This is a genomic window from Desulfobacter curvatus DSM 3379, from assembly GCF_000373985.1.
GTDB lineage: Bacteria > Desulfobacterota > Desulfobacteria > Desulfobacterales > Desulfobacteraceae > Desulfobacter > Desulfobacter curvatus.
The window spans coordinates 26,842-46,647 of sequence record NZ_KB892935.1; the positions used below are offsets into that span (position 1 = coordinate 26,842).

Genomic DNA, 19,806 nt, shown 5'->3' on the forward strand with positions numbered 1-19,806 from the left:
GTAATTTACGGTGACACTGGAATATTCCCAAATTTGTTGATGAGCCTGTAAAAAGGCCAATCAATGGCTAAGTAAAATTTTTCGCCTACAAGACATGGTATCTGGAAAGCAAGCATGTAATATGCCGAGCGTCTGGTCAAGCGCCATAACATTGTAGGCGAAAGATTTTTCACGACGCCCTTAAGTTGGGCGCTGCAGTGATTTACATAAATGACATTTTCCGCATCTGTTTTTAATCGGTGAATCCGGTTTAAAATAAGCGTCGGTAAGAACCGTTGTCAATCTAATCCTGGGACCAAAATCAGGATTTACAATTAAAATGCTTTTACTTTAAAGACTGTTTTATCCATGTGTTTTAAATCTCGTTACCGTTCAGGTAGATTTTAGGGATAATGGGACTGTTTTTTTCCAGCATGGCAGAAACGCCGCAGTAGGTTTCCATGGACAGGGACACGGCCCGTTTAATTTTTTTTGCATCTTTTTCATTGCCGGTGATGTGGTAAGACAGGGTGATTTCCTTGAATACCGAGGGCTCTTGGTCCGTCAGTTCGGTTTCTGCCGTAATTTCCATATCCTGGATATCCACCCGCATTTTGCCCAGAATCATGGCCACATCAATGCCGGTGCACCCGATCAGGCCGCTTAAAAGAAGGCCTTTGGGCGATGGCCCTTTGCCTTCACCGCCGGCACTCTCAGGGGCATCAAGGGTATAAGTGTAGCGGTCCTGCTTAATCTCAAAAGCCAGTTTCCCGGTTTTTCTGCCTGATATTTTCATGGGCTTTGCTTCCTTTTTGTTGGGGGTTCTGGATCTATGGTATGTTGCCTGCTATAGTCTCATAGTCAGTGGGCTGTTGAAAAGATTATTCTGGGACTGTTCAAGTGAAAATACCTGCAAAAAGTTCATTGAGCACAGGGGAAAAAACAGGGATTGCCGCCTTTATTCTGGCAGGTTCCTTTTTCGTTCTGTGGGGGCCGGTATGGAGTATTTTCCCCCTGGCAGGATTTGTTTTGATCTGTCTGGCGGCGCCTTTTGTAACGGATTACGGTTTTTTTTTGCCTGTTATATGCCGGGGACCGCGTCAGGTTAGTTGTGTCGCTCTCTCCTTTGACGACGGTCCGGACAAGGTGACAACCCCTTTGGTTCTGGATCTCCTTAAATCTCACCAGGTGCCGGCCACGTTTTTTGTCACAGGGGAAAATGCCCGCCGTCATCCGGATCTCATTGCCCGGATTTTGGGGCAGGGTCACACCATCGGCAACCATACCTATTCACACGATCCCTTGATTATGCTCAAATCCAGCCGGCAGCTCAAAGAGGAGATCATTAAAACCCAGGATATTCTTGCGGTCCACGGCATCCGGCCCCTGGTTTTCAGGCCTCCTGCAGGCATTACAAATCCGAAATTGGGACCTGTTCTGTCTGAACTGGGGTTGACTGCCGTGACTTTTTCCCGCCGGGCCAGGGACAGAGGAAACCGCAGGATATCCGGGATCGCTTCAAAAATTCTGGGCCGGGTGCGGCCCGGTGATATCATTTTGCTCCACGATTCAAAGCCCTGGGCTGAAAATTCTAAAGTAACGGATAACACAGTGCTTTACTCGTTTTTGACCGAAATAGAGCGCGTACTGGATGGACTTGAAATCCAAAAGCTTTCTGTGGTGCCGTTGTCGGAACTGATCGGGCAGGCGGTCATGGAAAAGGGGACGGAGAGAATTGGGTCTCGCATGTTCCCTGAAAAGTAATTCCTGGGGGGATTATTTCTTAGAACCGGACGGCAATGGCTGCAATATCGTCATGGCACTTGAATCGGGGGCAGATCAGGCAATGGGGATCTTTTTTCTCCTGGCTGCGGATCATCTGTTTCAACCCTTCCAGGCCTAAATTGAGGTATGTCCTGACAAGATCGGTGAAATTTTTGTGCGGTTCCGGTTCAGGCTGGGGGATGGACAGACCGTCGGTAAAGAGCAGGACATGGGCCACCCGGTCCAGGGGCTCTTCTCCCTGATTTAGGAATGCTTCCGCCGCTTTTTCTCCGTTGAGCACCCCATATGTAATGTTCATGCCTGAACGGACCTTGCGGATCTGATCAGCCAGTTTGCCGCGCATGAGATCAATGACCTGTTGCTGGTCTGTCTGCCGGCTTTCTTTTGGGGATGCCTTTCCGGCTCCGGGCAGGTGGGTACGGACCAGTTCCTTCCACAGTGTGAGGGTCTCATGGTCATGGTCTTCCCGGTCCACCAGAACCCTGTGGCTGCCGTCCTCATAGATAAGAATGATTACGGCATCTCCGCTCTGTATCCATTCCAGGGACTGTTCCTTGAGGCGTACAACCGCCGCACTGGTGCACCAGAGATTTTCCTTTCTTGAGGTGTCGACCCCGTTGGAAATCATTTGCGCCATAATCGCATCGTTGGCCTGGCAGGCCAGCTGGTTAAGCGGGAAATGGTTCTTTTTAAATACTGCACCGGCCGTGCGGGAGGCAATGGTGCCCCCGGTCCGGTTTTGGCCGAATTTTTGGCTGTTCAGGCTGGTTGCCCCGTCAAAGACCCCGAGGATATTGTCCTGGATTATCAAGAAGTCTTCGTTTTGAACGGCGGTTCCCTTTTCAAGGATGGTCCGGATCTCAATTTTTGGATACTGTTTTATTTCCATCGGGTAATTATAAAAACAGGAAATTGTCTGTCAAAAAGATAATATTAATCCAAACCAGAAAATATATAGATATTCTATATACATTTTTTTAGGATGGCTGGTGGTATTCAAAAACGATTTTTCCTGCTTTTGGCATCCCGGTTTTAATGAACCTGGCTTCATCCTGGTTGCGTGGGTCTTTTTTCTTTGCTCCGGACAGTCGAAGTGCTACGCCCTTGGGCAAGTCCAGGGAAAAAAACAGGGTGTCTGACAGGGCCTTTGCCGGAACTTTGTCGATCCAGTCTAAAGAGACCACGATCTTTTTTTTCTTGGCTTGTATCCTGGACTGGGTGGCATTGAGATACTGGGTCAGGCAGGCCGATATATCCCTGGAAAGAACCACCTGGTTTTCCCTGGCCCTCTTTTTTATAAAATAGGCCCAGGCATGGATGACATCCATGTTTCTGCCGGGATCGGGATGGATAATATTGGCCCAGTGCAACGCAAGGATGGGGGAGTTGAAGCTGAACTCAGGCGGTGCCGCAACATGGTTCCACCGGGTTTGAGATACCCCCCTTTCCATGAGCAGGACGCCTTCTTCCCAGCCAAGCCCTTTGAACTGGGGGGACATACGGCAGTCTGCCCGGGAGAAGACCAGGGGGATGTACCGGATACCAAAGGATCGGGCAATTGCCTGGAAGCCTTTTACCCCTTTGCCGAAGCCGTGGTGCAGGGCCGGGGGGATAAAAATTCGGGGCGCCTGGGCCAGGCTGAATGCCTCCATGAGCCTGAAAAAATATTCCAGATGTTTTTTGACCAGATCCTGAGGGCGCATTTTGCCATTAGGATCGTGGAATTCGCTGCGAAACATTTGGCCTCGGTCCCAAAATTCATGCCCCACCCCATGGAGGGCTACCTCCAGGTATTCACTACCTTGCTGAATAATTTGAGCCGCCTGTTTTGGCCCCCATTGTTGTTTAAACCGAAAGGTGGAGGCGCCTTTGGAGGATCTGCCCATGTCAAAAATGTCAAGGTTCAGGCCGCAGGCCAACCGGATCATCTGCCAGTACAGCAGCATATTGGTGTTCAGGGACCTGAACTCCTTGAGGGATGATGCCCAGGGATTGACCAGTCTGTTTTTAAACCGGAAAACGAAACTTGCAGCCGCCGGCATCCCCCTGTGATAGATCACACAGATGAATGCCCGGCCCGGGAAGACCGAGAATATGGTTTTAAAAAAATAGAGGGCATGGACAGGGGAGCCCAGGTCCCTCATGTTTTGTGCAAAGACCTTATAAAATGCCGGCAGAAGCTTAGGTCCGCCAATATCCCAGGTCAGTCCGTTTTTTATTCCTTTATTGATCTGGCTTCTGAGTTTGGCGGGAAAGGTCGCCATCATCCGGTGGGGATTAGGAGCCAGGGCGATGGTCAGCCCGGTCTTTTCGGTGAAAATTTGTGGACGGCGGCCCTGGAGGGTCAGCTCGGATGCGTCAAAATTCATATTCTGCCGGATGCTCAACCCGGCGCTGTTTCGGCAACCCAGCGTGTCCCAAGCCTTTTCCAGGAGAAATTGCCCGGCCTTTGGATTTTTTGCCAGAATACCTGCATGGTCGAAAAAGGGGACGGAGATCCATTCAGGCGGATAAAAAAGCCGGCTGAATCGGAACAGGGGAACCAGGGCTACTATTCTACCCTTTTCCACCGCAGCCAGGTAAACCGGCTTGTGTCGGTATACCGGCGCGATCACCCTGCGCCAGCCAAAGAGGTGGGTAAAGGCGGCACCAGGGTGCTGCATCACAAAGCGATCCCATTCAAAGGGATGGTCTATTATCTTTAACTGCATGGCCTGGGGCTTTCTCCATGGGGACGCAGCGGCTCCGGCTTTGAAAACAGATAGCCCTGAATTATTCTAAGTGGCGTGGTGCTGATCTTTTCAAGCTGTTTTTTATTTTCAACCCCTTCAGCCACTATGGAATAACCAAAGTTTTCAGCAATATTACATAAGGTATGGAACATGTAAAAAGCTTTGTCATCGTGCAGGATCTGGTCCACAAAACTTTTATCAATCTTGATTTCATCAGGTTGAATGTTTATCAGATAATTTAAAGAAGAGTAGCCCGTCCCAAAATCATCTATGGAAACTTTGACAAACAGTTCGCGAAGTCTTGTTATAATTTTATTAATAGCCTTGTAGTCGGCAATAAAAATATCTTCCGTGATTTCAAGGATTAATTTGTGTGGTGGTATGTTATACTTATTTATGGCCCGCTCAATTTTGCCGGTAAAATCTTTTTCCATGAAACATAGGGGTGAGATATTAATTGATATCGTCAGGTTTGAATCGTATTTCATGACCAAAGCCTGATAGTCACCCAACACTTTGTCAACCATATAGTCGGTAAATTCAGTGATCAGATTAAGCTGATTGATGTACGGAATAAACACATTAGGCGGTACAAATCCCATTTCACCGGAAATCCATCTTGCCAACGCTTCCACACCCACAACTTTTCCAATGGCGAAATCAACCTTCTCCTGATAGTAGGGAATGATCTCTTTTTCTGAAATGGCCTTGCCCAGATGCCGGCGCATGGCAAGTTCGTTTTCCACCCGCTTTTTCATTGATTCTTCAAACAGTGTTATTGATAATCTCTTTTTTTCTTTGGCTGTCCGCATTGCGGTTGTTGTCTCTTCGTATAACGTCTCAAAGGATTTTTTCTGACCGTCGTACACGGTCAGGGCGAGGTATATATCAAGCATCTGATTGTAACCGTTCTCTATAACGTATTGTTGACTTTTATCTCTGATCTTCTTCAGTAGTGTATGGATACGTTGTTGCTCAACGTCTTCTATCCAGATCGAAAACTCATTACTGGCGGTACGCGCCGGATAACTATTGTCTTCTTTACATTGGCGCAGGTATTCACCCAAAAGTCCCAATACCTTGTCGCCCTGCTCATACCCCAAGGTCAAATTAATGAGTTTTAGCCCTATGATGTCCAGTTGGGCCAGATAACCGAATTTGCATCCATTGTTCAGCCTTTGCTCAACGTATTCTTTGAAACCGTTCCGGTTGGGAAGCTGTGTAACATCATCGTTGTAGGCTAGATAGGTTAAACGGTTATTCTTGAGGGTGATTTTATGTTCGGCCTTTTCAAGGCAGGCAATCATGGTGTTGTAACCGTCAATCAATATTCTGGTTTCATCATTATGATTGCCGGGATGGATTGACTGATAGCGGCCTTTGGTTACTTTTTTCATGCCGCGGGCAATATCAAGTACGGGTTTCGTTGCTGATTTGATATATGTCGTACCGACATAACCGGTGAGAATCAGCAGTATAACGGTTACTATTACTATCGTATAAAGAATTTCGGTTGCTTCATTGACGAAGTCCAACTCATATGCCGTTGAGACAACAATCCATTCCCAGTCAGGGTTATAACCAACATAGGAAATTTTTCTGCCGATTTTGTCGGAGTGAGGAAAACGCCAGGCATAATAGGTGTACCCGCCGCCATTGAGTGCAAGTGCTATCTTTTCCCTGACAATATAATGTTCAGCGTCATTAAAGTCGGTTACGTCCCATACGTTTTGCCCCTCCAGGGTGGGATGCAGGACTTCAAAGCCTTTTTTATCGTAGATGATAAAATATCCATGTTCACTTAAATCAATATTTCCATGTGATTCTCTTGTACCGTCTGCCGTTACAGGGCCAAGTAAAAACGTCTTAATCGTCTCCTGTGCATCTGCTTTATTGGTTAATCCCGCCTCAACTTTTTCATATTCCGAATGAATCAAGGCCAATGCCTGGATAACGCTGTTTTTGAGAACTACCTTGCCTTTTTCGGTGAGCGCCTTTTTAGCAATTTGATAACTTGAAATGCCTATGAGGGATGTCGCGATGATTAATATGAATAGAAATATTGATATAAGCTTGCGGTTAAACGATTTTTTAAATTCGTTTACAACTTTCAACTGTCGCTCCTCATGGATACAGAAGATTGTTTTTAATCTGTATGATTACCATGATTGGGAGTGGTTGGCATACAATTTTTATGCAACCATGGCCTGATGGCGGCACTTTTGTCTTCTTCTACTATAATATGGAACGGATATATGTCGTTAAAAAGTATTCAATGCCTGTTTTATTAAAGTGCATATGGTCGTAATAAAATTTCTTATCCTGCATGCACGATGCACAATTGATGTAAGACACCCCCGTTTCACGATCTGCAGTTTTCCGCAGGAACGCATCTACCTCAGACAGGCCGGGGAAATCGGGCATTAACAATGGGAGCATGACATAGGTGATGGTGGCTCCATGCATTTTGACCACCTGATTAATGTCATCAACCACATGGCCGTAGGCGATAAAACTGTTTTGGTCATACTTTTTCAGATAATGTTTTCTCGCCTTTTCCATTTTTTTTTCATCGATTGCTTTAAGCGTGCCGTTTGTCAGTCCGGGGGCTGCGTAGCGGGAGATTTTTTCCCAGTCCGTGACCGCAATTTTTTGAAGGTAGGAAGAGAGCCGGTTTAAGGGATAACGGTCCTTAATGAGCTTAAAGAAAATAAACAGCTCGAACGGCTCATCCCTGAGAAAGAAGTCGTTGTTTTCATTGTTAATGGAAGAATAGAAAACAAACGGATCCACCAGGTAAATAACATGATCTGCCGTATTGCCCTGATTCAGGAAAAAAGAGAGATGAACATCCATGGGCATCAGGCCGCCGCCGCCCCCTTTGGACAGGTTGGCCACCTTCCTGCCCAGGATTTTTTCCACCATTTCATGGTTACCATCCCGGGAAAGCACGCGGCCCCTTGAGGTTCCCAGAAAGACGACCGGATAATGTTCGTTTTCTTCAGTTACCAGCAGGTTTGACTCGCTTTGGGCATATGAAAGACGAATATCCCGGTGCCGCCCTGAAAAACAATAGAGAAGCACTGTGAGAATAAAAAGATTCAAAATCCCAAAGATAACTAATTTTATAATAAAAAGTTTTCCGTTCATCTTTTGCTTCTACTTAGAATTGAAAGTAAATGAATTCCTGTTTTACGCCAAATATCCCCGAAATCAATACAGACCAGCATGCGACGGTATAGATGGCCCAGCGGGCCGTGAGGGGAAGATTTTCCACCTGTTCCTGGACCCATCCCCGCCGTTCCCACATTTCCACCCCAAAAAGCAACACAATCATAAAAAGCAGAAAAATAAATTGAGGGATGCCCACAATATCGATTCCGGCCTGTTTTAACCCAAATCCTTCAATACCAATTAAGCACATTTTACGGATTATGGAGAATGCGTCCGAGACCGAATTGGCCCGGAAAAATATCCAGGCAAACGACACCATACACATCGTGATCGCCACCTGTATCCCTTGATTCAGCATGGATGCCTTGCCCGGAAACAACCTGTCCGCCAGTCGCCTCTGGAAATGGCGCGTTGCGTTCTCCAAAATCAGTATAAATCCATGCAACGCGCCCCAGACCACAAATGTCCAGTTCGCCCCATGCCACAACCCGCTGACTAGAAAGGTAATAAAAATATTGTACCGCCAACGCCATTTTGTCACCTGGTTTCCGCCCAATGGAATATATACATAATCCCGAAACCAGGTGGACAGGGAGATATGCCAGCGTTGCCAGAATTCGTGAAGGGATTTTGAAAAATAGGGATGCCTGAAGTTTTCCATCAGGTCATATCCCAAAACCTGAGCGCTGCCCCGGGCCATATCCGTATACCCTGAAAAATCGCAGTAGATCTGGACGGTATAGAACAGGGTGGCGATAATGAGCGCAATGCCCTGATAATCCCCCGCATGGTTGTAAACCCGGTTGACATACACAGCAAGATGGTCGGCAATGACCATTTTTTTGACAAGCCCCCAGAGTATGAGCCGCAACCCCTGGGTGACGTTTTGATAATCAAAAGGGTGGGGTTGTTTGAATTGGGGCATCAGATCCCGGGCCCGGTTGATTGGACCTGAAAGCAACGGGGGAAAGAATGCCGTGAACAGTGCGAAAATGTTGAGTCTACGCTCCGCCGGAACCTTGCCGTTGTAAACATCCAGAATATAGCCCAGGCTCTGGAACGTATAAAAGGAGATGCCTACCGGAAGGAGCAATTCAAACATGGGAACATCCTGGTGGATATTCAGGGCCGCAAACACACTGGTGGTTGATCTGCTGAAAAAGTTGAAATATTTGAATAAAAATAGGGTCCCGATGTTTAAGAAAACACCGGCCCACATATAAGGTTTTCTTCTTTTTTTCGGGGTGCCGGACATGAGGAGCCCCAGGGTATAATTGACCAGGGTCGATCCCATGAGAAGAAAAATGTATTCGATTTTTGCAAAGGAATAAAAAAAATAGCTCGATATTAGAAGCAAAAGCCATCTGTGCCGATGGGGAATGAAATAGTAGAGCCCGATTAAAACAGGGAAAAAAATAGCGAATTGGAAGGAGTTGAATAGCATGGTCGGTCCGTAACGGGGATTGGGTTCAAGTGGTCAATGTAGGGCCGGGCAGGATGTTTTCTTTGTTTTTCAGCAACATTGAAACCATCAGCTTCTTTGTACTTACACTGGTGGACTATAAAGAGTCTCATCGACTGAGTCAATTGTAAAATTGACAACCATATCCACATACCGATATGATTCACCTTAATGCCCCGTATAACCGCTACCTACCTGGAAAGGCGACCCGCACAATGCAAATTCTGAAAAATTTAAATTATGGATTGATTTTAAACGGAATGCTCATTTTTATTTTGTCTTATTTTTTATCGACCGGATGCTATCAGGCAGAAATGGAAAAACGAATATCCGGAGAAAAAAAAGGCTTTGCTTGCGTAGATGAAACAGCAAAAAAATGGACGCCTGCCGTGTGGAAGGATTTTGTCAGGAATGGTCCCACAGGCACCCGCCTTCCGGATTTTTCAAGGGCTGGGTATGGTATGGGGGAACAACCGATACCCGAAATAGAAAGTCCGGTGTTCAATGTCACCCATGTGCGGTTCGGAGCTGCTCCGGATGACGGCAAAGAAGACACGTTGGCGATCCAGGCGGCTATTGATGCTGCGGCCGCGGCCGGGGGCGGTGTTGTATTTTTGCCCAAAGGCCGATACGACATTCATCAGACAAAAGCCTCCCCTTATCTTCAAATCCGTTCTGATCGTATCGTTTTGCGGGGCCAGGGCTCGGGTAGAAACGGAACCACCCTTTTCATGGGTGCGCCGGGAGAAGAGGGGCCGGTCCGGCGTCTGGGAACCGTTTCAGCCCGGATAGAAGCCCGGCATCATACGGCTTTAGCCGTCCTCGGCGCTGAGGATAGCAATGAATTGGCCGCTTTTACACAAGACGTGGTCCGGGGACAAACAGATATCCCGGTGACCGATACCGGAAAATTTTCTGAAGGGCAGATCGTGACTATCGTATGCAGTGATCCCCTCATCGATCCCACACATCCGGCACCACATAAAGCGGATATCCCTGTGCAACTGACCACACCTTTCACGCTCGGCCCTGTCCAGAAAGACACGTTTGGACCTGCGGTCAAAAAGCTTTCCTGGATAGCAGGTATTGAAAAGATTATTGATGCCCATACCATCCGCCTGACCCGTCCGGCAAGGTTTGATCAACCCCTAGGCTACACCCCTAAAATTTTTTCTTTCAACGGCATTCAAGAGATCGGCATCGAACACCTGCGATTCGAAAGTGCATGGCCCGGCGGGTACCGGCACCATAAACCGTTTCAGGATGCGGATGGAAAAATTATTCGAACCGCCAAGGAGCAGGACTATCTTTGGGGTGGCATTTGGATCAGCAGTGCTGTGAACGGATGGGTGCAAGATGTGACCTTTGCCGACATGACCCAGGGCATTATCCTCAGCCGGTCGGCCCAGTGGGCCCTGAAGAACCTTACATTTACAGGGCAGGAAGGACATGCCGGTGTCACCATCGGCTGGGGAAACGACAACCTGGTCAAAAACGTCGAGTTCCATGCCCGGTTGGTGCATCCGGTGACGCTGACAATGACGGCATCAGGAAACGTTATCACAAACTGCACGACGCATTATGAAGGCAGAAATCTGCATTCAGGCACGGACACGGCCATGGATTTTCACGGTATCTTCCCTTTTGAAAATCTATTTGAAAAAATGAAGGGCTTCTATGTCTGCCCGGGTGGCGATCTGAGCGTGATGCCCCATGCCGGCGTAAGAAATGTTTTCTGGAATATAGAGGCTCCCGCAAAGATCACCGGCTACGGCGACTATGCAAAAGATTCCTTTGTGCAAACCTATGATTTTGTGAGCACCTCATCCAAAATGCCTGCAACCATGTATGAACACTATCCCCAGGCGTTTTATATTGGTATCCATAGGAGAGGCAACCGCCCCGTCACCCTGGCCGGATCAACCGAAGACCGTCACACCCGGTGGATGACAGTGGAGGGATTAAACCGTCCGGATATGGCTATTCCTTCCCTTTATGAACTGCAAAAAAAAGTATTGCAGTAAATGGGACGGGTTGGGGTTGATTAGATTTGGTCTGCGGTTTGTAAACCACATCTGTCTGATCAGGATGAGGTTGACCCCTTTGGATCCCTTTACATCGACAAAAGCTTGCTGACGCCTATTCTCTTCTTCCGTTCCAAGTACCGCCATTCTCACATGAACTCATATTTCCCCAAGTGCCGGTGAAGGATTTTCCGGCGTCGTCAGCATAAAATTTACCCTTACCACTATCACCTCGTTCGAACCACCTGAAGGTCAATGTTTTGCCTTGAACGAATCCATCAATTTTTCCTCTTGAAGTCGCATAGGTGTATGTGCCGGTAACTTTCCGGCCATCCCTGTGAAAGACAATAGTGATATCAATGCCGCCCGCAGTTGAAAATGAGGTAAATTGTCCTCTATAACTGCCGTTGAAAGGAATATCTTGATAGTCTGCCGGAAGCGTTTCCGGTTGAGCCACATAGGTCGCTGTATATCGCGGAGCAAGCATATGCGGTTCAGTGCTTAGCCCTTCAGTCTTTATCAGCTGTTGGATACCTCTATCTTCCAAAATTTTTGCAACCCCTGTCAGGTCATTTGCCATGGAACGGATCATCGTAACCCCGGTATGACTGTTTGGCTGAGAACGGGCAAAAGAGTCTGCCTTTTCCTCTAAAAGATCAGCCAGGCTTTTAATTCGATGAAGTGTAAGGGGATGGGTGGAATCTTTGATATACTCCTCCCATGCTTGTTGCGATCCGCAATCCCACCTGTTTCTCTGCCAACGGACAACACCGGTGAACCAGAATCCGGCCCCAACAGGAATAACTCCTATACGGCGCATGAGCTCAATGGAAAAACGGTCCGCCTGGGCTTCGTTATTTTGGGCTTCTGCCGGCGAAATTGTGCCATAGGTGGGATGCTGGTAATAGACATGGGCCAACTCATGGCAAAGAAGAAACAGCATCGCAGTGGTTAGTGTCTTGGTGTATAGATCGGCAACCAAAGGATCGTCCTTGGCATCTGCCGGAATGCCCAACGCGTCCAGAGGGCGGGGAAGTTTTGACAAAGAGCCCATTTTATATTTCAGATAACCGATATACTGATAGACCGTCGAAATGTTGTAATTATTTTTCACGAGCCAGGCCTGGGCCAGTGCGATGTCGGAAAAAAAACGAACAGAAAGAATCGGAATAATTATTCTGTAATGGGCCGGATCAGCATAAAATCCGAAAATATCGTTAGGGTGAGCACCCCGCAAGGGGAAAAGAATCATCACGTTACGCAATTTTTTTTGTTCATTGTATGTGAGTTTGGGGAAGATTGCATTTTCGTAATTCCAAAGAATGTCTTCGCATCTATATTGTAGTTAACCGGTTTTACGAAAGAAAAAATAACGATGGCTGTTCCGAAAAGGGAAAAGAATACCCCCGGGCCAACCCGTGTCAGATGAATAGCCGTGCCTCCGGGTAATGTAAATTTCCCTTCACTGTCTTCCTTGGCCGGGATTTCCAAAAAAAGGCGGTAGCCGAGAAAAATAAGAAAGCATCCGATGAGAACTGCCAGGATTCGTTCTATTGACCGTAAAATAACGAAAGAAATAGTGGGATCCATATGCAATTCCTCCCTTTTGGTTATCTTGTATCATAGGATATAGGATAGCACCTTGTTTTTTGTCAACTAAGGTATGAGAAAATCCAATTCCAATACCCAACTACCCGGGGGGGACTGAAGCGACATACATAGGTACAATTATGGTAAAGCATGTGCCCTTACCCACTGTGCTTGTACAACTGATTTCTCCATCCAGCTTTTGACTGACAAGATTAAATACCAGGTGCATCCCAAGTCCTGTACCACCGGAGCCGCGTTTGGTGGTAAAAAAAGGATCAAAAATTTTTTTCTGCTGCTCTTTTGTCATACCTTTACCGTTATCTTCATAACGGAATATGATTGAATGATTCTCCTTTTTAACGGTAATGGTAATCTGCCCCGCCTCAATATCCTCAAATCCATGGAGAAGAGAATTCATCACAAGATTGGTCAACACCTGGGAGAACGCCCCTGGATAACTGTTCAGCTCCAAATCTTCGGGTGAATTCACCTTTACGGTATGTTTGGTTTTTTTTATGCGTGGATAGAGACTGAACAAAATTTCATCAATATACTGTTTTATATTGAAAATTCGTTTTTCATCACTGGATTGGTCAACGGCAATCCGTTTAAACCCCGTCACCAGTTTTACCGCGCGATTGAGATTGGAAAGGGTTACCTGACAGGCCTCTTCACAATCTTCCATAAATTTTTCAAGATCAGTTTTGGTGGCTTCCCCGGCTGTGAACCGTTTTTTAAACGCTTTGGCTGCATCATTCAGATATGAGATGCCGGTTACCCCAATCCCAAGGGGGGTGTTAATCTCATGGGCAACCCCTGCCACCAGATCTCCAAGGGCGGCCATTTTCTCTGCCTGCACAAGTTGTTTTTCTGTCCGTTTTCTGTCTTCTACCTCTTGTTGAAGCTTGACCGTCTGTTCTTCCAGATTTTTCTGGTATGCCTCATTCTCAGCAATGAGCTTGGCGCGATCCAGTGCTTTTTTAACTGCCTGCAGCAGGATATCCAGATTGAATAATGGTTTGACCAGATAATCCCAGGCACCTAACCGAACCGCTTCAATGGCATCATCCAAAACCCCCGCGCCTGAAACAATCAGTATCGGGATTTTTTTAAATTCTTTTTTCACCATGCGGACCACATCAAGTCCATTTATTCCGGGCATTTGCAGATCACACAGAATAAGATCAGGCGTAAGTTCCCGGATTTTTTCCAGACCAATATGGCCGTTTTCCGCCTGGATAACCTCATATCCATTATCTTCAAGAATATACGAAAAACTATTGCGGATGAATTCATCATCGTCAATTGTGAGTATCATCGGCGGGTTGTTTGATATTGTTTCCGGCATGTCCGCCTCTCAATGTTTTATATGAAACTCTCTGTAACCCGCAGAGATGTTTCAATATTCGTTGTGGGCCGAACCACGGTCAAAGACCAAGGACGGTCCGTGACCGTTAATCAAAAAATTTATCTTTTATGGCCAAAAAGTTATCCAGATTATCAAGAAACAGATCGGTTAACAGCGGATCAAAATGTTTGCCTCTCTCTTTCTTGAAAAGTGAAATGATTTTATCAAGGGGCCATGCTGCCTTATAACAGCGATCACTTCCCAACGCATCAAAGACATCGGCAATGGCGGTTATCCGGCCGTAAATATGAATATCATCACCTTTCAGTCCTTCCGGATACCCAGTGCCGTCCCATTTTTCATGATGCGTCAAGGCAATTATAGCACTGATATTCATCACAGCCAGAGAAGATTGTTTAAGCATTTCGTACCCGCGTTTCGGATGCATCTTCACAATCACCCATTCTTCGGGAGTTAATTTCCCCGGTTTGGTCAAAATGGCATCGGGAATTGCAATTTTGCCGATATCGTGCATCGGTGAAGCCGTCTTGATGAGCTCCGCTTCGGTTTTATCCAGCCCGACGAGCAAGGCAAGCAACTCTGAATAATGTGCCATCCGCTTCACATGGTTCCCCGTCTCATTTGAACGGGATTCGACAACCTCACCCAACCGGTAAACCATTTCCTTCTGGCTTTCGGTGATTGTCTCATTGAGCTGAATGTTCTCCAGGGTTACGATCAGGTTTTCAGTAAATATGTTAAGCAGACGAATATCAAGATCAGACAGGACCTGATTGATCTGGGCAAAAAACAGAACAATCTGACTGTTATTTGAGCAGTACACAACAAATTTATCTTTTTTAAAAATGTTTTTTTGCTCTGTAATTGCAGATAAAATGATATCCTGTTTACCATCCGGTAAATCAGCAATATTAATACAGCTGGAGCCAAGGGGATTGTCCGGAGAATACACCACCAGACACTGCTCTAAAAGGATATACCCTGTGACCTTGCAGGAAAAAATAGTGGTTTCTTCAATATTAAGAAGATGGGTTAATTGCTCAACCGTAACGCGTATAAATTGAGCCAGCGCCCCCCTTGATGAAATTCCCCTGGAGGCAACAATGAGTTTTTCCAGTCCCTTTCGGCTTTTTTCCAGGGTAATGATGTCACGGTAGGATCTTAAGGTTGCATACATCAGGGTAAACAACTTGTTCGCGGTAAGCTCGGTCTTGGTCTTGTAGTCGTTGATATCATAGTTTTGAATGACTTCCCGCTCCGGTGCCTGCCCTGGCTGACCGGTTCTTAGAACAATCCGGGTCGTTATATTTTTGAGATCTTCCCGGATTTTTTTCACCAGCCTTAATCCTGCATGTTCGGACTCCATGACCACATCGAGTAAAACGATGGCTATGTCGGGATACTCAGTGAAATATTCAAGGGCCTGGGCAGCGGAATAGGCATGGAGCAATTTTAATCTTTTGTTATCAAAAGTGAAATTTTTGAGCGCCAGTTTTGTCACCTGATGAACGCCTTCCTCATCGTCCACAACCAGAATTTTCCATGGCATACCCCTGTCGTCATTTTTCGGGGTACTGTCTTCTTCTTTCAGTATAAGTTCATCCGTCATCGGTAATGTTACCCTCAAATTGTGAAAATATTCAGTATTTCCGGTGCAATTTCATTTACTTCCGATACCTTGGTGTCTAAGTCCCCATCTTTCATGCCCAGCTGCGCCAAAGGCTCTTTCAGTATGGCTTTCCGATAATCTAAAGTTTGTCCATGCACTTTATCAATCGCCTCAGAGGCCAGTCTTGTCGCAATATGGAGGATGCAGCAGGAGAGAAAATGCGGCTGTCCCTTGTCAGGTAAGTGCCGACAGCCAACAGGCACGGTAATTGCTTCAGGCAGGTTCCAGGATGTGAGTAATGCCTCGCTGACCTTAGCCACAGTATACCCAAGCACTTCTTTTTCCCGGTGCCAGGGAAATTGCCCTTTCTTGGGCGCTCCTATAGCTGTTAAAGCAATTTCCGGGGCATGTTTCACAATTGCCAATGCCCCGATATCGCTCAGCAGCCCTGCAACAAAAAGATTTTCACCGTCCCGTGATTGGTTCGGACTTATTGATTTGGCGAAAATTGCAGAATAGACAGCCTTTTTCCAAAGCGTTTTCATTTCGATATAGCTTCCCCCAACAGTTTGAATGATGGCGGCAGCCGTTGTCGCCAGTGCTAAATTATATAATTGAGAAGCGCCAATCAGGGGAATTGCTTCGGAAACGGTGGAAATTTTTCGCGGGAAATAGTAGATCGGACTGTTCACTATTTTCAATAATCTTGCTGTCAGTGCCGGATCTTTAGAGATCAGCTTCGCAAGATCATCAATGGATGAAGCCGGATCTGCCACGAGCCGTTTAATCTGCATACAGATATCCGGCAGCGTTAACAAGGACCCTGCATTCTCTATAATATCGTTTATTTCAATTAAATGAGCCAAAAGCGTTCCTTACTTAACGATAAATTTTTCAGTGAGCTGTCGCACAATATATCTTTATTGCGTTTGCAAAATTCAGATCATGGCGGCAGGTTCATCACGGATTTGATCGCACAGTAAATTCCGCCGGGTCCAGTCCAAAAATGTCATAGACCCTGTTGTTGAGGAACTCGTTGGTATAGATATGGTTAGGATATTAGGATAGGAGCTTGCTCTTTGTCAACCAAAGTATGAACGTTGACTATTACATATCTTGCCGGGATCTCACGAATAGAGATAAAGAATAGTTTTAATGGCCCTGCTATTTGGGGCATACCAGCGGATCAACTTCTTCACTTTTTGGAGCTTACCCAAGCCGATCCAAGTTTAACTTCGGGGTTTAAGGTTATCCGGGTTTCGCCAACACAGAGGGTCCGATGCCAGGATATCGCCGGTGACTTATAAGGCCAGTTCCGGGCCCCGTAACAAGTGCCAATTTTTTCGCATAGTCGCCCTGTTTGTTGATTTTAAACTGCCGTGTTCAATAAATACCATTTATTGAACATTAGAATTTATTTTCTTGAAAAATAAAAAGGCGCTTTATATATTGTTGTTCATAATTTTCAGGAAAACCACTGATTCTGACTTCTAATACTTGCGACGGCTCACGCAAACATCTGCATCTCCTCCAGAGAACTGATTTCTATATGGTTTGTCAATCAATCCAAAACAGCGGGTGGACCTGGCTGTGCCTAACCGGAAATTATTCCTAATTTAAGGAGGAAAAGATGAAAGAAAAAGCATTTTTGTTCTTTACGGCATTTGGGTTTATGATGACCTTAGTTTTCTGTACGCTGTCATGCAGTTATGCTGAGACGGGGAACGTCATCCTATGGAACAAACTTGGATCTGATCAGGAGGTATTGGAAAGCGAAATAGGAGAAAACGGCTCTATGGTGGGCAGTAACTATGCCTATGAATCTGCCCAGCATGGCAATGGCTATATTCGAAAAGCGGTCGGTCAGTACCTCAAGTTTCCGGCATCCATTGTTGAGCAGATCAAATCCAGAGGTACTATTGAATTATGGATAACCCCCAAAGTGCCAAAGCCCGTGCCATATAGATACGGAATATTCGGTTTTATTGGTGCGCCGTACGGTCATTACGGCGTACCGTCAGAAAGTCATTTCGGTTTGAAATGGGGAGATACCGTTACGGGTAGGGGCTTTGAGGCATCAATCATGTTTAACGGTGTCACAATCCACACCCCAGTGGAATCAGAGCAATTTGTTGCAGAGGTGGGGGGTCCGTTTCATGTTGCCATGTCATGGGACATTAACGGCATTGCTGGCACCGAGGATACTCTAAGAGTTTACCGGGATGGGGAAATAGTGGGAAGCACAACCAATCTGTGGGACCCACAAGGCGAGGTTGAAAAAGATATTATCCTTGGTTACGGTCCGGATTCAGGTGGATATGACAAGTTCATTTCGGATAATCTGATTATCTGGGATTATGCAAAAACCGATTTTTCAGACCGGTTCAATGAAGACCCCACATTTCCTTTTCCGGATGGAACCATTGCGTTTGCCGGATCGGATTCATATCCGGATGATATGGATATTTACATCATGAACGGCAATGGTTCCGATATAAGACCTTTTATTGTTCATCAGGCAAATGATATATCACCGGCATTTTCACCGGACGGGGAAAAGCTTGTCTTTGTTTCCGATCGCAGCAGTCAATGGGCCATATACATTATCAATACAGACGGCACTGATTTTCACAAGGTTCCTGATTCTGAATTCAGCTTTCAAGGAGACATTGTGAATAACGCGGTCAACTGGTCCCCCGACAGTCAGAAACTGATTTACATGGCAACGGACAATACAGGGGGGCTGGGGATCATCAATCTTGACGGTTCGGGTAAAACAATTCTGACCACAGAGGGTGTGGGAGACGGTTTATATAACACAGTTTACGGGGTAAGCTGGGGGGCGACCTCTGATGAACTTATCGTACATATGCTGGCATCTGTCTGGCAGCAGAACATTTTTAAATATTCAATTTCAAATGACACATGGACACAGATGACATTGGATAACACCCCGTCCCATGCTATGGATGCTGCGGTCAGCATCAGCGGCCAGAATATCGTTTTTACGCGGCGCGCAGACGTTTCCCAACTCTATGATCTTTATACCATGGAGAATTTGCCAGGGGCGCAGTCTGCCAACCTGACCTATCTTGGCCTCCAGGAAGGAGCCTTTTATCCTGAATGGATCAATAATGACGAACAGATCATTTTTTCCTATAACATAAAAGGTACACAGCAATGGCAGACTGGGATAATTAACGCGGATGGTTCAAACTTTAAAATACTTACCCCTTTATCTCCTCCCCAATACGCCATGTATCCGACCTGGACGTCTAAAACTGTTTGTCATGTCAAGGGAGACCTGAACGGTGACAGTATCATTGATGACTCGGATTTCATTCTCCTTAGAGCGTCACTGGGAAAATGTACAGGTGATTCGGCCTATAACCTGGATGCAGACTATGATGAAGACGGGTGTGTCAGTTTCAGTGACTATAGTACCTGGTATCGGAGATATTATTTGAAGCGTTAAGCCAAAAAGAAAAAAGGAGAAATCATAATGAAAAAGCGTTCTATTATCCAAATTGCTATGATCGTTTTTTTCACAGTAATGCTAAGCACCGCCCATGCGGTACCGGTTGTCATCCTGGATGTTTCTTCCCCGCAAATCAACGTTGGCAATGTCCTTGAAATTGATGTCATTGTTAAGGGACTAAGTCATGCCGACAGTATTCTTGCCTTTGGCTTCGACATAGACGTTTCTTCGGGATTAGACTTTACCAAGGCTGTTATCGGCTCCGGTTTCACAGAATCGTCTGCTGTGTTTCCCGACACTGATGTGGCCGGCATGTCGTTCCCGCCATTATCCGGGGGGGATGATATTGTTTTAGCGGCCCTTAGTTTTGCGGTGCTATCTTCGGGAACCCTTGAAATAAGCCTGGAATCTGATACCAGTGACCCTAACGAAGGGCTTTTTACCACATTATATCCCCAATTAGATATTACATCTTCCATAAAATTCAGCCTTTCCTCAGTTCCGGTTCCAGGTTCGTTTACACTTCTTGGGGCAGGTCTGCTGGGGATCATCGGGTATCGGTCCAGGCTCTTTCGCCAATGAATAAATATCCGAAGGAAAAGAT

At 46.2% G+C, this 19,806-nt stretch carries 14 protein-coding genes; 4 read left to right on the forward strand and 10 right to left on the reverse strand.

The window, feature by feature from the left end; translation table 11 throughout:
- Positions 1-355: 355 nt before the first annotated feature.
- The gene (locus B147_RS0104375) at positions 356-775 is read right to left on the reverse strand and encodes an OsmC family protein (RefSeq protein ID WP_020586026.1); all 420 of its coding nucleotides are present in this window, start codon (positions 773-775) and stop codon (positions 356-358) included.
- A 104-nt stretch (positions 776-879) separates the two neighbouring features.
- Here B147_RS0104375 and B147_RS0104380 point away from each other — a divergent pair, with 104 nt between their 5' ends.
- Complete coding sequence (locus B147_RS0104380) at positions 880-1,743, forward strand: polysaccharide deacetylase family protein (RefSeq protein ID WP_020586027.1); 864 nt, start codon at positions 880-882, stop codon at positions 1,741-1,743.
- Positions 1,744-1,762: 19 nt separating this feature from the next.
- Here the strand turns inward: B147_RS0104380 and B147_RS0104385 are convergent, their stop codons facing one another.
- The 5 genes from B147_RS0104385 to B147_RS0104405 form a co-directional block, all read right to left on the reverse strand.
- On the reverse strand, positions 1,763-2,653 hold the full coding sequence (locus tag B147_RS0104385; protein ID WP_020586028.1) for a protein phosphatase 2C domain-containing protein: 891 nt from the start codon (positions 2,651-2,653) through the stop codon (positions 1,763-1,765).
- A gap of 88 nt (positions 2,654-2,741) precedes the next feature.
- Positions 2,742-4,475 carry a GNAT family N-acetyltransferase gene (locus B147_RS30020; protein ID WP_020586029.1) on the reverse strand — a complete coding sequence of 578 codons (1,734 nt, stop codon included), beginning with the start codon at positions 4,473-4,475 and terminating at the stop codon, positions 2,742-2,744.
- Positions 4,466-6,610: an EAL domain-containing protein gene (locus B147_RS30025; RefSeq protein ID WP_020586030.1), complete on the reverse strand. Its 2,145-nt coding sequence runs from the start codon at positions 6,608-6,610 to the stop codon at positions 4,466-4,468. The genes B147_RS30020 and B147_RS30025 overlap by 10 nt, the downstream gene beginning before the upstream one ends.
- Before the next feature lie 121 nt (positions 6,611-6,731).
- Positions 6,732-7,646, reverse strand: coding sequence for a hypothetical protein (locus B147_RS0104400; protein ID WP_020586031.1), 915 nt, complete (start codon positions 7,644-7,646; stop codon positions 6,732-6,734).
- Between the two features lie 13 nt (positions 7,647-7,659).
- Complete coding sequence (locus B147_RS0104405; RefSeq protein WP_020586032.1) at positions 7,660-9,114, reverse strand: MBOAT family O-acyltransferase; 1,455 nt, start codon at positions 9,112-9,114, stop codon at positions 7,660-7,662.
- A gap of 332 nt (positions 9,115-9,446) precedes the next feature.
- On the opposite strand from B147_RS0104405, the gene B147_RS0104410 reads away from it, so the two are divergent.
- Positions 9,447-11,156: a glycosyl hydrolase family 28-related protein gene (locus tag B147_RS0104410; protein WP_245568923.1), complete on the forward strand. Its 1,710-nt coding sequence runs from the start codon at positions 9,447-9,449 to the stop codon at positions 11,154-11,156.
- 115 nt (positions 11,157-11,271) lie between these two features.
- Here the strand turns inward: B147_RS0104410 and B147_RS0104415 are convergent, their stop codons facing one another.
- From B147_RS0104415 to B147_RS27400, 4 genes are all read right to left on the reverse strand, one after another.
- Positions 11,272-12,420 (reverse strand): M48 family metalloprotease, encoded by a 1,149-nt coding sequence (locus B147_RS0104415; RefSeq protein ID WP_157237769.1) that lies wholly within the window; start codon positions 12,418-12,420, stop codon positions 11,272-11,274.
- Between the two features lie 426 nt (positions 12,421-12,846).
- Positions 12,847-14,094 carry a hybrid sensor histidine kinase/response regulator gene (locus B147_RS0104425; RefSeq protein WP_020586036.1) on the reverse strand — a complete coding sequence of 416 codons (1,248 nt, stop codon included), beginning with the start codon at positions 14,092-14,094 and terminating at the stop codon, positions 12,847-12,849.
- A gap of 106 nt (positions 14,095-14,200) precedes the next feature.
- Positions 14,201-15,724 (reverse strand): HD domain-containing phosphohydrolase, encoded by a 1,524-nt coding sequence (locus B147_RS0104430; protein WP_020586037.1) that lies wholly within the window; start codon positions 15,722-15,724, stop codon positions 14,201-14,203.
- 14 nt (positions 15,725-15,738) lie between these two features.
- On the reverse strand, positions 15,739-16,590 hold the full coding sequence (locus tag B147_RS27400) for an HDOD domain-containing protein (protein ID WP_020586038.1): 852 nt from the start codon (positions 16,588-16,590) through the stop codon (positions 15,739-15,741).
- A 764-nt stretch (positions 16,591-17,354) separates the two neighbouring features.
- On the opposite strand from B147_RS27400, the gene B147_RS0104440 reads away from it, so the two are divergent.
- Entirely contained in the window at positions 17,355-19,199 is a 1,845-nt protein-coding gene (locus tag B147_RS0104440; RefSeq protein WP_020586039.1) for a PD40 domain-containing protein, read from the forward strand.
- A gap of 27 nt (positions 19,200-19,226) precedes the next feature.
- Complete coding sequence (locus B147_RS0104445; RefSeq protein WP_020586040.1) at positions 19,227-19,784, forward strand: hypothetical protein; 558 nt, start codon at positions 19,227-19,229, stop codon at positions 19,782-19,784.
- Positions 19,785-19,806 lie beyond the last annotated feature (22 nt).